Genomic DNA, 16,705 nt, shown 5'->3' with positions numbered 1-16,705 from the left:
ATTCAAAAGTTAAAAAATAATACTTTCACTCCTTCTAAGGGATCTCAACTATGCGAACATTATCAATACGATAGTTAAACCCTTGTCCCCATACATTAGTACCGACATGAAGTTGCTGAGCACGTGTTGACCAGTCACTCACTTCTGAATCACGAGGCAAGTCCAATACTGCAGTAAAGGTTTGTTTTACATCGTTTAAGAAGTACACCCCTTTAAATGCGTGACCGATTACGGTGACATCATTATTTGCTGGATCAACGACTGAGACACGTAGCGGATGATTGCCTGTGAACTCACCGTCAACTTCCACATCAATCGTTACTAAATAACGTTTGCCATCTTCAATGGTGCCATCAGCTAAATCTAAAATATTTCTTACATCGCCCATTTTTCCAGAGTGTAGACTCATAGCGCCGCTAATAGCCTCTACGTCAGATACCGAAGCACCTGCCCCCAGAGTCCAATTATTTGCGCCAGAATCAAAAGTAGAGTCAGCTTCTGAGATTAGATTATTCGCTTGTTCAAAAGAGTGCTTGTATAGCCTAAAGTCATCGACATCTATCGCTTGAGCTGTGACAACATCAACACTCATTCCCTCAACTGCAGTAAAAGACAAAGCTGAAGTACGATTACCACCGCCATGCTCATACCAATTATTACTAGTGATTTTTGAGCCAGGCATTTCTACAAGGTTTCCTTCACCATCATCTTCTAGCAATGTTCCAGTGATAGTTGCTGTCGAACCACCATCCCAACCGCCTGCATGTTTAGATCTTGCCTCTAATACATAGGTTGCACCAAGTTCTAGATCATCAAGATCAGTAGACAGGGTATCAACGCCACTAAAAGCAGCTAATTGACTACCTTCAAAATCAAGGCCTAATGCTGAAGATGTTACTGCAGAAACTATCCCAACACCTGCAGTAGTCCAGTCAGTTAAGCCGTCTTCAAAACCACCATTAACCATCACATTTTCAGCGCCATCATTAGTGATGGTGATTTCAATGCTTGCTTCAACGCTATGCTCTGGATTGCCATCATTTACCATATAAGTATAAGTAAATGTCTTAGTCTCGCCATCAGCAACATGACTTGCAAAAACAACGGGATCAAAGATCAAGTCATTATCCATGGATAAAGAGAACTCAAATTCGGGAGCATCACCAGAAGCGGTAATAGTATCAAGCTCAACGATGACATCTTCACCATTTGGCTCTAGTATTGCTGGCTCTGCAGTTAAATCTGTCACTGTGCGTAAACCACTCGTATTCGCTGATACCATTTGAGGTCCTGCAATAATGGGTGGTAATGGCTCTTGTGTAACACCGCGAATCTCAATATGAGCTGTTCTATCTAAACTGTGATTGTGATCTTCAACTTTATAAGTAAAGGTTAAAACCTCTTTTGTACCTAAAGCAATTTGATCTGAGATAGCAGGAATATCAACATTAACAAAATTATCTGTAATGGTTGCAGCGCCGCTAAGGTTATCAGGATCTGCTGTGACATCGGTGACAGTTAACTCTTCGCCGTCTGGGTCAACAACACCGCTGAGTAAATCCACAACAGAAATTGGGTCAAATTTAGTAAAGACTTCTGTTAACGGATCTTCAAACTCAGGTGCAAAATCTTCTCCTTCAATATGAATAGTCATAGTACGTGGTACAGAGTGTACGCCATCGCTAATATCAAACGATAAAACAACAGTATGAGTATCACCTGTATCTAAGTCAGGCGCTAAATCAAGTGGACGAACCGTAACATTTGGACCTGAAGGCTCAACACCTCGCATATCATCCGGTAAGGTACCATTTCTGATGGTTAACACATCACCATCCATATCTTTGGCTGTTCCTTCCGTTCCTAGTCGACCATCAAGGCCACCTAAAGCAGAGAGAAAAGAAACGCTATCTTTTTCATGAAAAGTAACTTCAATGTTTCCGCCATGTTCAGGGGCATATAAGTTTTCTTTTTCTGGTGGTGTATAGCTTTCACTTCCACAACCGGTTAGTGCTACAACAATTGCTGAAGCTATTATAGTTTTAGTTTTTTGTAATGTTTTCATAATTAAACACCATTCAATTATTTAGTGAAGACATGGGCATCAACCCATGCCGTTCTCAATTTATTATTAGAAATTAACGCGAACACCTAAGCGGTATGAACTACCCACTTTATAGTTAGTATAAGTACGTGATGTTGGAGCATCGCCCGTTAACGGGTTACCTTCTTCAAGGGCTACAAACTCATAACCAACTTCGTTATCAGCAAAAACACGGCTGACTTCTAACTCTCTGTTCGTGTAATAGGTTCTATAAGCCGCATCAGTTAAATTTGTGGCTTGGAAAATTACCATTACGTTATCGTTAACTTTATAAGAAGCTGAGAAATCAAGGGTGTCGCGCCCTTCATTCCAAATTGAACCTTGGTTCCACGTGCGGCCGCTTTGACCAGTGTTATAATCAGTACCTACAAGTGAGTCACTAGAGCCACGGTAGCTTAAGCGAACTTGATGGCCATCTTGTTCCCAAAACGCCGTAAAGTTATAGGTATGCATTGGAGTGTCTGCAACAGGCATCGAAGCAAGCTCTTTACCTGTGACAGAAGAAACATCAGGATCATACTCACTGTCTTGATAAGTGTAGTTAGCTGACACGCCTAAACCACTTAAAAAGTATCCTGGTAAGAAATTATAGCTTTGCGTATAACCTAGCTCTACCCCACCAATAGTCGCGCCTTTACCATTAACAATTTTACTAACGCTGTACTGACCACATAAATCACGTAAATCATTACTTAATCGTGTTGGATCTGAGCCCCACCAGCCATAATCAGCTGTGGCACGTTGTGGCATACAACCACTTAAGCCATGATCATCACCATCGGCATCGCTGTCATCAGCCAGCATTATGATGTCTTCTGCGGCAACTTCACCTTCAACAGAGCGTAAATCAGTAATATAAGTTGCTGCTGTATCGTTAGTAGTAAAGTTCTTCATATCTTTATAGAACAGGGCAATACTTAATAAAGAGGCTTCATTAAAGTACCACTCAGCAGAGATATCAAAGTTATTTGATTCAAGTGGCTCAAGTTGCGTGTTATACATGCTGACACGACCCACTTGTGGGTTGCCATTACCCCAGTACCCATTTTCATATACTGAGAATCCTGGGCGTATTAAATCAATTTCTGGACGAGTCATGGTTTTAGAGGTAGCAAAACGTCCCACTACTTCATCAGAAAAGGCATAGTTTAAGTTTAAGCTAGGTAAAACATTTTCATAACTGTGTTTACTAGTCGACTTAAACGATTTTAATGATTTATCTTGCGGATCTGTGAAACTATATCCGGTAAAGTTTCTTGATTCAGCTGGTGAGCCGTCCCATTGCACAGCACCATTCCAACCGTAAACATCATTAGTAGAAACATCGGCATGCTGCCATAAAGAGTCCCAACCTGGAGACCATGCATCATCACCACGATCAACACCTGCTAAGGTATCTGAAGCCCAAGCAGCATAATCTGGATTATGACAAGCGCCTTGATCTGCTTGCGGTGTCCACCCTGAAGGATCTTGACCAGAGCTTGTATCCCAACCTAAACCATCAACACGGCCGTAACGTTTCTCATAACCTTGTTCCATATTACTTGTATATTGACAAGCAGGAAGTGAGGTATCGCGTAAGTCTCGTAGTTGAACACGGTCAAATTCACGATATAAGTTATCGGTAAAGGTCCAGAAATTTGCTCCTGAATAACCGGTAGTTTCTACGTCAGTTTTCACATAACGTACACCGATATCACCAGTTAGCTTGCCGTCAAAATATTCAAAGTTAAATTTAAGGTACGCGGCAGACGTATCAAAGTCTGCACCACGGGTTTGAGTATTATCAACAGTTCGAACAATATCTTCACCGCCAAACACTAAATCAGAAGCGGCAAATACATCAACCGGTGTCCAGCCAGTGGTATTAAAATCACGACCATAACCTAGCGAACTCATGAAATTATCGTACGCTAAACCTTCACCGGCAATCATAGAGCCACGAATACCTGTTAATGTGCCACCAGGTACTGTAACTATATTTCCATTTTCATCTTCAAGTACTTCTGTTGCTGCTGAAGAGCTATATGTGTAGGTTTGATCATCTACAAATTTTTCACGTTGCGTGTACTTTGCACCAAATTCAATACCTGTTATACCGGCAAAATCCATTTCATATTCAAAATCAACTTGCGCATTGCTCATTTTATCTTCAACTTCAACATCCTTATTTGAAATATAACCTAGATGAAATGATTCGATATCACGAGGGTTGAAGTTAGTTGTAGAAGAGTTATCTTCATTAGCCGGATGAAAAACACCGTCTTCATCAGTCCAATCATAAATATTATCGCCAAAGTCAACATACCCTTGACCACTAACAATCTTACACATACCACTAGTACAGTCGTAACCTACAGGCTCTACATTTTCTAAAGCTTCTTGGCTTAAACGAGCAGGAACTTGCACAAAGTTTTGCATGTTAGTATTAGCATTTGGCAAGCTTTCTGAGGTACTGCTTGAATGACCAATAGCAACTTTCATTTGTAATGAATCAGTAATAGCTTGGTCAAGTTGCAAACTTAAACTGAAGTTTTCACGATCGTCACCACCTTCGACACGTGATAAGTCTCCCGTACCATAACGGTTTATGTATTTGGTTAAGGTTTGCGTGGTGCTATCTATGGTATACCAGTCAGCTTGTGGGTCAGTAAATGGGTCAATAGTACTATTATTTAATGAGCTTTGACCTTCGATAAAGTTAGCGACATTACCATGGCGACTTTTTATGCCATCTACAGAGCGTGTTTTTTCTTGTGTAGAGTAAGTACCATCAAACATTAATTCAGTAGAGTCTGATGGTATCCATTGTAAGCCTAATGTACCACCAGTACGATCGCTGGTATTTTGAAATAATTCATAGTTAGTAGTGTTATGTCTAATCGCTTTAACACCTGAAATTATTTCACCGTTTTCATCTCTTGCAGAAAATATTTCAGGTGTAGCTTCAAAATTTCCAACACGGTATTGGTCGCGACGGATTGTGTTAGTCTCAGTATAAATTGATAAGGCGACACCAAATGTTTCATCAAGGAATTTTTCTGAAAGCGCCGCTGAAACTTTATAATCAGCTTCTTCAGCAAAATCATTGTAACGACCCTGTACTGTCGCTGAACGTACGTCTTTATCTTGGTATAAAGGACGAACCGTAGTTAAGTTAACACTAGCACCTAATGAACCTTCATCATGGTTTGCACTTGGTGTTTTCACAACTTCTAGCTTTGATAATATATCAGCAGAAAATGAGCTTAAATCAACTGATTGACTAAAATCCGTTGAGGTCATTTGTTGACCGTTTATTGTGATTTTATTTTGATTTGACGATGCACCGCGCACAGTAATTTGTGAACCTTCGCCATCTTGGCTAACTACGGTAACACCGGTAACACGACCTAAAGCGTCGGCGATATTTTGGTCGGTACTCTTACCGACATCTTCAGCGTTAATGGTATCAACCACGTTAGTGGCGAAACGTTTATCGTTAATTGATTTTTTCAAGCTGCCGCGTAAACCGGTTACTTCAATAACTTCAATATTTTCATCTTTTGCTGTTGAAGCAACTTCGACACTAGCTTCTTGAGCAGAAGTGTTTGCCTCTTCCACTTCCTGTGCATTGACATTAAGACCGGTTGCTGCAAGCAATGCTATGCATACAGGACTTAACTTGAACATTCTATTCGGACTTATCATTTTTCATCCCCTAGGGTTTCTTTTCCACGCTATTAGTTCATCTATTTTTTTAATTTTTGTTGAGCTTTCTTATAAATGACACAGACCAAATTTACTACGGTTGATTCATTTATATCTCCACTTTATTCTTATAAAGACACCCTTGTCAATGATTTTTTGTTAACAATATTCAATTTACAATAACTACGAATATACTCGTAAACCCTACTCCCTAGTATCTATGCGTGATATTCAATAACTTATGATTTTCAAAATATTTTATTAATTTACTAAAATTGTAATAGTTTCTATACACGATGGTGTACAACACTGCATTGAAATCATTATTCAAACATACTGTAAGTCTAGCCAATAAAAAAGGTGGCATCAGCCACCTTATAATATAGTTAATTTTAAGTGTTTAATTATCAGTTAATCTGTTTTGATACATAGACGAAGTCACTTCTTTCACTGCATTTACTAACTCAGGATAAGGAATATCGGTTACCGTAACAAAGCCAATATTAGCATTTTCACCATCAAATGCTCTGCCAGTAATAGGCTCATCAACATATTGAAACCAATGTGCACCCACAAGGTACGGTTTATCCAATACACTTTCCATATATCGCTTATATTTATTAGCGCGATCTTTTTGACCACTAGCATGAACAATTCCGGGATTGTACATACCTGAATCAGGAGAGCTACCTATATGAAACTCACCAATCACTACGGGTAAATCAACTTCTTCTAGAAACTTCCAATAGTGCTCTTGTACACCTTCTTCATAAATATTAAAGCTCAATACATCTGAATATTTAATAGATGCTTTAATGATTTCATTTGGCATACCCCAGTTTGCCATACGTGCTCCCATATAAAGATGGTTTGGTAATACTTTCTCTAAGGTATTGTGAACAACAATAAAATATTGCTCTCCGAGCATTTCTAACATTGTTGATAAATCGGCTACCAGTGCCTCGTTATGATCACTAAATGTAATGCCTGATGAGACTTCATCCCAATCAGTAAAGTTTGTCGCCCATGTAGAGTTAAGTGAAGCTATATCTATATATTTTTCATTAAGAAACGCTGTAAATGCGTGTTTAGCTGGGCTTTCTTTTGCGTCTTTTGATAGTGCATCTAAAATTAAGCCATACCTTGCATGAACCGAGCCTTGCCTTTCTCCCCAACTCTTTTCATTATCAATAAAAATACCAGCACACCAAGGTGATGCATTAACTTTCTTGGCAACCTCATCAATCGTCGCTTTAGCACGCTCAGCAAAAACAGGATCAAAAGGATCAGGCATTAATCCCCAATGATTCTTTTTACCTGACAACGTTTTAAAGTCACCAATAATCCAGCCGTTGGCAAAATAAGGTACTTGTTTTGCCTGATAAAACCCTGAGTCAACCCAGTTACCAAATGACGTAAATCCCCAGTCTTTCATGCGTTCAATTGTTACTTGATGCCATTTATTTACCTTTGAACTTAAAAGCTCTTCACCATATTTTCGCTCTAAGTTGGCTTGATAGAAACTATAAGTTTCACCATGTGGAATTGAGCCTTTATGGGTTGAACGTCGGTAACTATAATGTTTTGCTAAAGGTTCATCGTAAGATGGCAACCATTCAAACATATCATTTCTTAACACTGAACTAACAAAGCGTGTTTTTTTTATTTCTGCTGGAATAGTAACACTGCCCATAGAGTCTTCAGGAATTAGCTCATCCGCATTTCTAACACGAATTGAATCATCAGCAAAGTCAACACCGGTTAAGGTAGATAAGTTTGCCATACGAACATTAGCAGGCCCATGCGAGAAGAATACATAACCCTTCGGATCAACCATCCACCACTTGCCATTGATCTTTTCAGTACGAAAATAACCTGTTGCTTCGAGTTTAGGACCTTGAGTGTAGCCTCCATATTCAGATCGATTAGCCATACCTGAGCTTTGTGCAAGTTCTTTTAACTCTTTATTGGCAAGGTTGCGTAACTCCTTTTCTGAAGAAACTTTAAGAGGTGTTTCTATTTTCGCGTTCTGCCCAAACTTATCGAGTATATTAACTTGCCATGTAGGATCTACAGCCGGATTTTGACGAAGTCGAATATCGCTAATTTCAATCGCTTTATCTTCTAACAGACCTATGGTAAAAAAACTCAATGAACTAATTACATCAAAATTATCTTTATCTGAACGCCAAGAACGCCATACCATTAATACATCATCTGTACTCCAAGGTAGAGCATCTCCCCAAAACCCAGCTTTAGTATCAGCTTGTTGACCGGTTAATGGGAAATATATTGTGCCTTCAAAATTGGCTGGAATACTGACAGAGCGTCTTTGAGATGCCCCAACAGTATTTTCAAGGGAAAGATAAAAGTGAATTGATTTATCTTGTATATTTTTAACATCAAATGCGAAGTTGTAATTAGATAAAGTTGATAAATCCCATGGAGAATCTGGCATGACTTTAACTGTTGAGATGTTTTTATCCGCTAAAAATTGAATACTTAACTTTGATTTACCATTACTTTCATCAACAGCAATTTTGCTTGATATGGCTTGAAGCCAATTTTTTTGTAGCGCTGCTTTTAAAGGCAATAAGTGTTTTAAAACAATCTCTTCTTTGAAAGCATCATTTTGATTAATTTCTTTTTTAGCATGGTTATTATCATTATTGCTGTTACAGGCTACGAGACCTATAGCAACACATAAAGACATTACAAGCCATTTAAGTTTATTGCTGTTCATATTCTACCTTCTAACCTTGATTAAATATTTTTAACCAAGATTATATTGTTAACAATTAATTATCAACAACCAGTAGTGTTTTTATATGACTTTATATTCTATTTAACGATACAAAGGTTATTATTCCAATGAAATCCCCCCTTAAAGAACAGCTAACCATAGCTCAACAAGAAGTTTTAATGCTCTTTTAGAGAGCATTAAACTTACTGCTACATCACCTGTTTCTATTAACTACAATTAAAAATCTTGCTGCAAATAAAAAGTTATTAACTAATGATATTTTCACCATTATTCTCTTGTTGATGAATTGTGATTGGCCAGCCAGTAAATTGATTACTAACTTTACTATCCGTGACATCTACCATGAATTTATACGCTGCCAATGTGTATGTTTTAGCGTGAGTGTCAAAGGTGATAAAGCCAAAACCACTAGCTTTTTCATGTGCTTCAACATAACGGTTTTTGGCTGTGCTAAATATTGGATTTCCTACAGCGTAAACATAGTTTTTATTACCAAAACTATCTAAATACTCGCCAGTATTTTCTAAGCCGTGTGTAGGTCGATTCTTAAAAGGTAAATTAATGCTATCTGGTCGCCACCAGCGCTGCCAACCTACGGCAATAGCGGGTGTGCAAAACGCCCAGTTACTATCACGTGCTTCATCAAGACCATACTGAGAAACACTGGCTAGGTGGGTATCACCACAGATATGTAAAGCTTTAGAGTCACGTATAGCTGCAACGGCTCTGTTTCTACCACTTGCCGGCCACCCATTACTGTCAAAATCATATTTAAGATAGAAGTCGGGCTTCCATTGATGTGTGGCAATGCCAGCAAATACTGTCTGGCTTAATAAAGCTTTCAGTTTATGCCCTCGCCAATCATTACTCCATTTAGTTAAAAAATCTTCTTGGCGTTTGCCTAATAATTCAAGATCTTCACGATCATAAGCGGGGTTAATAAACTCAGGAGTCTCGTCTTGGCCTGAAGTGCCAACAATAATTTCTAAACGCTCAGGACCACTTTTCCATTGTCTGTCAGCAACAATAGCAAAACCAACATCACCATAAACCATCTCTCCATAATAAACACTTAAACCTCGCAGTGAAGGGCTTGGGTTAGCAGGCGCCATATGATGGGCGGTATGAGTACGGTGCACGGCATTTAACATGCGAACAGGCTCAATATAACCACCAGTTTTATCAACATGGTTATTTTCAAGGGCAGCTTGTGGCATCGCTGCGCCCCCTTCACCCCATAAGTTACCTTGTAATACGTCGTGATCATCAGGTAAACACACGGTAGGTTGGTTACGCATTGCTTCTTTAAATGCCCAGCCAAACTGATAAAATTTACGCAAGTAATTAAGAATAGCCAAACTTGCTGGTGCGCGGATAATGCCAAAACCACCATGTGATTCATACAATTGATCACCAGAGAAAAACACTAAATCAGGTTTCATTTTAACGACGTTATTGGCTACAGGTGCATAAGGAAAGGCATAATCGTTTTGACAGGTTAATGCCGCCATGCGCAAGTCGCGTCCAACAGGATTTGCTTGAATGGTACCGCTATAAACATCAGGCTTCTCGCTGCCATCACGTTGCTTTTCAAGATAAACAACTCTATATGGCGTTGCTGATTTTTCATTCCAATTTGGCACACTAAAGGTGGCAACCCAAGCATCAGTATCCAAGGTCTCAGTCGCAATGGTTATCCATTTATGATTTTCTTGTATTTGCAGAGCAATCGTTTGATTATCTTCACTTCCCATAGGGCCTGTTAAAGCGCTTAAGTTCATGACAAAGCCATCACTACTGCGAGAATCACTTAAGGTGTACATGGTCCATAAAATAGGGCCAAACTTTTGTTGCTCATTTACTGAAAAAGCTTTGCCTTGTAAAATCCAATCACTAAAAACATAACGACAGCCTAACTTATCTTCGGATACGTTAGCATCTTCAACAGATTGAATAGCAAAATTACTCACTATAGCGACATTACCACGTAATTCATCAACAGAGGTTAAATCATCAAGCTGGGCAATAACCTGCCCTGTTGTTAAGGTTGCCGTTAGTGATAGTGCCATAGCACCCGATTGCGGACTTGCCTTTAATTGTAGTTTTACGTCATTTGTACTTATATCCGTCGATAACGCCAATGACTTATTTCCTAGTATCAGTTCATTGCCTTTAACTCCGCAATCATAACCCTTTTGTTCAAAACAGTTACTACGATAATCATTAATATCACTTCGTGCTCCTAAGCGAATTCCGGCACCGCCATCATTGTCTTTATGCTCTAATCGACACAATATTACTGATATATCAAATCCGTATTCCAGATGAGTTAATTGATGAGTTAATGAATGTACACTTCGATTACCTCCTCGACTTATACATTCTGCCTTACCATCAGCAATGCGCCAGTCTTCCATTGGATTAGCCCAATACTCACCACCAAGCCAAGTTCTATCATGAGTGTTTTTCCAATTATCGCTTGTTGGCTTTACTTCTCTATTAACCGTTGATGCTTTATCAGAGTTAATACTATTTGTACAACCAGTGACACCTGCAGCAACAGCTCCTGCTGCAACGAATTTCAGTGCTGAACGACGAGAAATATTTTTATCCATGATTGACCTTGAAACAATTAAAATGCAATATAGTTAAATGTTAACAAAATATCAATTAATATATCAAGCAGTATTATGACTCGTGAATTATTTGTCTACAAAATATAACTCATCTTATCAACCATCATTAAACCATTAATTAATAAGAAAATTTACTGAAAGTAACATAACAAATAAAAATAATAAGGTAACTTTAATGACTTTAGACACTCTGGACTCAACTGTATTTATAGCTTATGTAATAGGGTTACTATGCATAGCCTTATGGATTTCTCGAAATGATCACCGAGGAGATAGAAATACCGAAGATTATTTTCTTGCTAGTAAATCCCTACCTTGGTGGGCAATAGGTGCTTCATTAATTGCAGCAAACATTTCAGCTGAACAAATAATAGGCATGTCGGGTTCAGGTTATGCTATTGGATTAGCCATTGCATCTTACGAGTGGATGGCAGCAATCACCTTAATTTTGGTAGGTAAATATTTACTACCAATCTTTTTAGAAAATAAGATTTTCACCATGCCACAATATCTAGAGCAGCGTTTTGATGGTCGAGTTAAAACCATACTAGCGCTATTTTGGTTAGCTGTTTTCATTTTTGTTAATTTAACTTCTGTATTATGGTTAGGTGGCTTAGCTATTCAAACCGTTGCAGGAGTAGATTGGATGTTCGGTATGATATTTCTTGCCGTATTTTCCGTTGCCTATTCTTTATATGGCGGATTAAAAGCGGTTGCCTTTACTGATATTATTCAAGTGGTATTGCTGGTTTTTGGCGGCTTGTTCTTAAGCTACCTTGCTCTAATACAAATTTCTGAAAGTGAAGGTTTAATTGCAGGCTTTACTATTTTGACAGAAAAAGCGCCTGAACATTTTGACATGATATTAAGTTCAGATAATCCAAATTACATGAGCTTACCGGGTATATCTGTATTGATAGGAGGCTTATGGGTTATGAATGTTGGTTACTGGGGATTTAATCAATATATTATTCAAAGAGCTTTAGCGGCAAAAAACATCCAAGAAGCACAAAAAGGTATTGCATTTGCTGCATATTTAAAACTACTTATGCCATTTATAGTAGTTTTACCCGGTATTGCCGCCATCATATTATTTCCTAATTTAGAAACGCCAGATCAAGCATATCCCTCTATGATGGGGTTAATGCCTACAGGAATAAAAGGTCTGGTATTTGCGGCATTAGTTGCAGCAATTGTTTCTTCTCTGGCTTCAATGACAAATAGTATTTCAACAATCTTTACTATGGATATCTATCAACATATCAAACCAAATAAGAGCCAACGACATTATGTACACATTGGTAGAATAACTACACTTATTGCACTTTCTTTAGCTTTAATTACCGCGGAGCCATTATTAGGGAAATTTGATCAAGCTTTTCAATATATTCAAGAATTCACCGGATTATTTTCTCCTGGTATTACCGCAATATTCATTATGGGTATGTTTTGGAAGAGAACGACTTCTTCTGGTGCACTAGCGGCAGCAATTAGTTCAGCGCTATTTTCTGTTACCTTCAAACTTCTTTTGCCAGAGCTTCCGTTTATGGATCGCATTGGCATTGTATTTATTCTTTGTATTATTATTTCAATCGTTGTCTCTATCAATGATAAGCCAAGTGAGCATGACAGCTCTGTTCATTTTGACACTATTAATTTCTCCACAACAAAATCATTCAACCTGGCAGCATTAGGCTGTGTCATCATATTAGTAATGATTTATAGCACTTGGTGGTAGGCTCTTTGGCAAAAAAGGGTCTGCATTTAATTCTTGCAGATCCTTTTTGCCATTGTTTCAATAAAACTATAATACCTTCTCTCTATCAATAACTGCCGTTATAGTGGGATATTCTCCTTCGTCTGTGCTAAAGTCAGAACAGACAAGCGATCTAGTGCAAACGGTTAGGAACTGCATGAAATCTATACCGATATTAAAATTTAATTAAAGCTTTATGTATGACGTGCATACTTAATCCCCCACGTTCAGTTAACTCTAAGCTTTTGAGTTGGGGATTATTTAAAATTTTGTATTACTTATCGACATAGTGCTTACACAAACGATATAAAGCGCTAATTATTAATAAAGTATAAAAAGAATTATTAGCGAAAAAAAACAAAGCCACTACATTGTTTTATATGGATAAAATGAAATCTAACACATCATCACAAAATACAGAAAACCAAGCGAGCATCCTCTGGCACGATTATGAAACTTGGGGTATTTCACCTAAATTTGATAAGCCTTCTCAATTTGCCGGTATTAGGACGGATCTGGATTTAAACATTATTGGTGAGCCAGAAATGTTTTATTGTCAGCCACCTGCTGATTACCTTCCTCATCCTGAAGCTTGTTTAGTAACAGGTATTACGCCTCAAAAAGCACATGGTGAAGGGTTAAGTGAAGCAGAATTTGCTAGCAGGATTCATGATCTTTTTAGCGCACCTAATACCTGTGTTGCTGGTTATAACAATATTCGTTTTGATGACGAAGTAACTCGTTACCTTTTCTATCGAAACTTTTATGATCCCTATGCTAGAGAGTGGCAAAATGGTAACAGCCGCTGGGATATTATTGATATGGTGCGTGCCTGTTACGCTCTGCGCCCTGAAGGCATCAATTGGCCCACCACTGAACGTGATGGTGAAGACGTCGTTAGCTTTCGCCTTGAGCTATTAACGCAAGCTAATGGTATCGCCCACGAAGCGGCTCATGATGCTATGAGTGATGTATATGCCACCATTGCAATGGCCAAACTCATTAAAGAGAAGCAGCCGAAGCTGTATGAGTTTATCTTTAATTTAAAAAACAAAAAACAAGTGGCAGAATTACTCAATGTCGCTGATATGACGCCGGTTGTACACACGTCATCAAAAGTATCATCACAGCATGGTTGTACAAGCTGGTTTGCACCGGTAAGTTATCACCCTGTAAATAAAAATGCTGTTATTTGTGTTGATTTAGCTAGAGATATTGAGCCTCTTTTATCCTTAACAAGTGAAGAAATCAAAAACCGATTATATACACGGTATGATGATTTAGCGCCTGATGAAAAACCTATTCCGGTAAAGCTCATTCATATTAATAAATGTCCTGTTGTCGCGCCTGCTAAAACATTGTTACCTGAAAATGCCCAGCGCTTAGCTATTCCTCGTGAACTTTGTTTAGAAAACCTTGATAAGTTAAAGCAACATGCAGAGCTCAGAGATAAGCTTAGTGATGTTTTTGCGCCCGAATCGTTTGATAATGATGGTATAGATGCTGAGCAAGCACTATATGGTGGTAGTTTCTTTAGTCATGCTGATAAAGCACAAATGGAAATATTACGAGGTTTGTCACCCGAACAATTAGCGAGCCACCCGTTTAGTTTTCAAGATGAACGTTTAGCCGTATTATTGTTTCGGTACAGGGCTCGTAACTATCCTTATACTTTATCTACAGAGGAGCAACAACGTTGGCAGCAATACTGCCAGAATAAATTGCAATACGGCGGTAAAGGTATTTTAAGCTTAGATGAATTTATGATTAAAATTGAAAATTTAGCTCATGAGCATGAAGATAACCAAGGAAAAATGTCGGTTTTAAAAGCCTTATACGAATATGTGCAAGGCTGATTAATTAAATTTATGACGTTTAGCAATATCTACACCTATGCTTATGCGAGTAATAAATTAAAGACAGATAACATAGCAATAATAAATTTTATTTCCTACACTTAATACATAACGTTCATAGTGAAGAGTGAACCATTATGGCTATTGAATACAGGAATAAGCTTAGTACTCGATTGTTCGCTCCATTAGTGATCATTTTCCTACTTATTTTTATAATACTTAGCCTATACGTCCCTAGTATCACCAAAGAAAATGCTATTGATACGGCTATTAAGTCCGCAGAATCAACGGTAAAACAATATAAAACTATTCGTGGCTATTACACAAAAAACATCATAAAAAAAATATTACCAATTGACAATATCAGCCCCGATTACATCCATAAAGATAACCCTAGTAAAATCCCATTACCCGCAACCTTCATTCATGAAATTAGTGAAGAATTCACAAAAAATGGCATTTTGACATTAAAACTTTATAGCCAATACCCATTTCCTAATCGCAATACAAGAAGATTAGACAAGTTTGGCCAACAAGCTTGGACAGCTCTAAACAATGACCCTAAAGAAAGCTACGCCCAAGTTGAAACTATAAACAACAAGCAAATTGTCCGCGTTGCACTTGCCGATACATTGAGTCAGCAAGGCTGTGTTGACTGCCATAACACACATCCGAACACGCCCAAAAATGATTGGAAATTATACGATGTCCGCGGTGTATTAGAAGTGCAAATACCGATAGAGGAGCAGCTAAATATCGCAAGTAATTTAAATATAACCATCGCCATAATTATGCTACTCACGTTAAGCGGAACTATTAGCATATTATTTTTCATGTTCAGGCGTTTGATATCTGAGCGATTAAGACATGTACACTTAGCCTTAGAAGAAATAGCCCAAGGAGAAGGAAATTTAACCCAACGTTTAGATGAGACGCCTAAGGATGAAATAGGCAATATTGCCAATGCTTTCAACAATTTTATCGGTAATTTAGATTTAGCATTGAACAATATATTTAAACAAGGAAATCAGCTTAGTGAAGCAACACAATCTATGGAGAGTATTACTCATAAAACTCAACAAGATTCATTAAACCAGCAGCAGCTTGCAGATCAAGTATCTAACTCGATGAGTGATATGAAATCATCTACACGAGAAATGGCAGAAATAGCAGCAAGCACCGCTGAAAACTCTAAACATGCTCACCAACAATCAACAGAGAGCCAATCCATAATATCTCAAAGCATGCACTCGATTAAACAGCTAGCTGCAATGATGGAGAAAACTTCTGAAGCGGTTAGTCAACTTGAAGCAGATAGCCAAAATATCGGAGGGGTACTCGATGTAATAAGGGGTATTGCTGATCAAACTAACTTGCTGGCACTAAATGCCGCCATTGAGGCAGCTAGAGCTGGTGAACAAGGCAGAGGATTTGCTGTTGTAGCCGATGAAGTTCGTACTCTAGCAAGTAGAACTCAACAGTCCACTGAAGAAATAAACACAATGATTATGCAATTGCAAAATGGTGCGAAATCGGCTGTTGAAACGATAAACCAAGGTAAAGAAAGTATTGAAACCAGTAATAATAAAGCGATTGAAACTAATGAAATGATTAATAATATGAGCTGTATTATCAACGAAATACAATCACAAAACTTACAAATATCAGTAGCAGCAGAGCAACAAGCAACAATGGGAGATGAGGTAAATCATAATATAGAGGCGATAAAAGAAGTTTCTTCATGTACTAACCAGAGTAGCCAAAATATTTTAACTATGGCAGAAGAAATAAATCACACTGTTAATATAATCAATAAACAGCTACAAAAATTCAGTCAATAAACTTTAAAGGCGAATAAAATTACAATATTCACCTTTAAAGAGTGAATGTTTATTCAGG

The 16,705-nt window shown here is 38.1% G+C and carries 7 protein-coding genes; 3 read left to right on the top strand and 4 right to left on the bottom strand.

Annotated elements, in window-relative coordinates:
• Nucleotides 1–34: 34 nt before the first annotated feature.
• The 4 genes from AC27IF_RS16750 to AC27IF_RS16735 form a co-directional block, all read right to left on the bottom strand.
• Entirely contained in the window at nt 35–2,065 is a 2,031-nt protein-coding gene (locus AC27IF_RS16750) for a hypothetical protein (RefSeq protein ID WP_487055491.1), read from the bottom strand.
• A 66-nt stretch (nt 2,066–2,131) separates the two neighbouring features.
• Nucleotides 2,132–5,794, bottom strand: coding sequence for a TonB-dependent receptor (locus tag AC27IF_RS16745; protein WP_487055490.1), 3,663 nt, complete (start codon nt 5,792–5,794; stop codon nt 2,132–2,134).
• Between the two features lie 400 nt (nt 5,795–6,194).
• Nucleotides 6,195–8,537 (bottom strand): agarase, encoded by a 2,343-nt coding sequence (locus tag AC27IF_RS16740; RefSeq protein ID WP_487055489.1) that lies wholly within the window; start codon nt 8,535–8,537, stop codon nt 6,195–6,197.
• Between the two features lie 266 nt (nt 8,538–8,803).
• On the bottom strand, nt 8,804–11,173 hold the full coding sequence (locus AC27IF_RS16735) for an alkaline phosphatase D family protein (protein WP_487055488.1): 2,370 nt from the start codon (nt 11,171–11,173) through the stop codon (nt 8,804–8,806).
• Between the two features lie 196 nt (nt 11,174–11,369).
• Between AC27IF_RS16735 and AC27IF_RS16730 the strand changes: the two genes are divergently transcribed.
• The 3 genes from AC27IF_RS16730 (at nt 11,370) to AC27IF_RS16720 (ending at nt 16,647) form a co-directional block, all read left to right on the top strand.
• Nucleotides 11,370–12,932: a sodium/sugar symporter gene (locus tag AC27IF_RS16730; RefSeq protein WP_487055487.1), complete on the top strand. Its 1,563-nt coding sequence runs from the start codon at nt 11,370–11,372 to the stop codon at nt 12,930–12,932.
• 407 nt (nt 12,933–13,339) lie between these two features.
• Entirely contained in the window at nt 13,340–14,806 is a 1,467-nt protein-coding gene (gene sbcB, locus AC27IF_RS16725) for an exodeoxyribonuclease I (protein WP_487055486.1), read from the top strand.
• Nucleotides 14,807–14,943: 137 nt separating this feature from the next.
• Entirely contained in the window at nt 14,944–16,647 is a 1,704-nt protein-coding gene (locus AC27IF_RS16720) for a methyl-accepting chemotaxis protein (RefSeq protein ID WP_487055485.1), read from the top strand.
• The last annotated feature ends 58 nt before the right edge of the window (nt 16,648–16,705 follow it).

The organism is Colwellia sp. KS18-150 (assembly GCF_057551365.1).
This window is presented reverse-complemented; position numbering and strand designations above follow the sequence as displayed.

Excerpts from the sequence above, each read along its gene's own strand:
- AC27IF_RS16750 (WP_487055491.1), bottom strand. The coding sequence starts at position 2,065 with ATGAAAACATTACAAAAAACTAAAACTATAATAGCTTCAGCAATTGTT.
- AC27IF_RS16745 (WP_487055490.1), bottom strand. The coding sequence starts at position 5,794 with ATGATAAGTCCGAATAGAATGTTCAAGTTAAGTCCTGTATGCATAGCA.
- AC27IF_RS16740 (WP_487055489.1), bottom strand. The coding sequence starts at position 8,537 with ATGAACAGCAATAAACTTAAATGGCTTGTAATGTCTTTATGTGTTGCT.
- AC27IF_RS16735 (WP_487055488.1), bottom strand. The coding sequence starts at position 11,173 with ATGGATAAAAATATTTCTCGTCGTTCAGCACTGAAATTCGTTGCAGCA.
- AC27IF_RS16730 (WP_487055487.1), top strand. The coding sequence starts at position 11,370 with ATGACTTTAGACACTCTGGACTCAACTGTATTTATAGCTTATGTAATA.
- sbcB (WP_487055486.1), top strand. The coding sequence starts at position 13,340 with ATGAAATCTAACACATCATCACAAAATACAGAAAACCAAGCGAGCATC.
- AC27IF_RS16720 (WP_487055485.1), top strand. The coding sequence starts at position 14,944 with ATGGCTATTGAATACAGGAATAAGCTTAGTACTCGATTGTTCGCTCCA.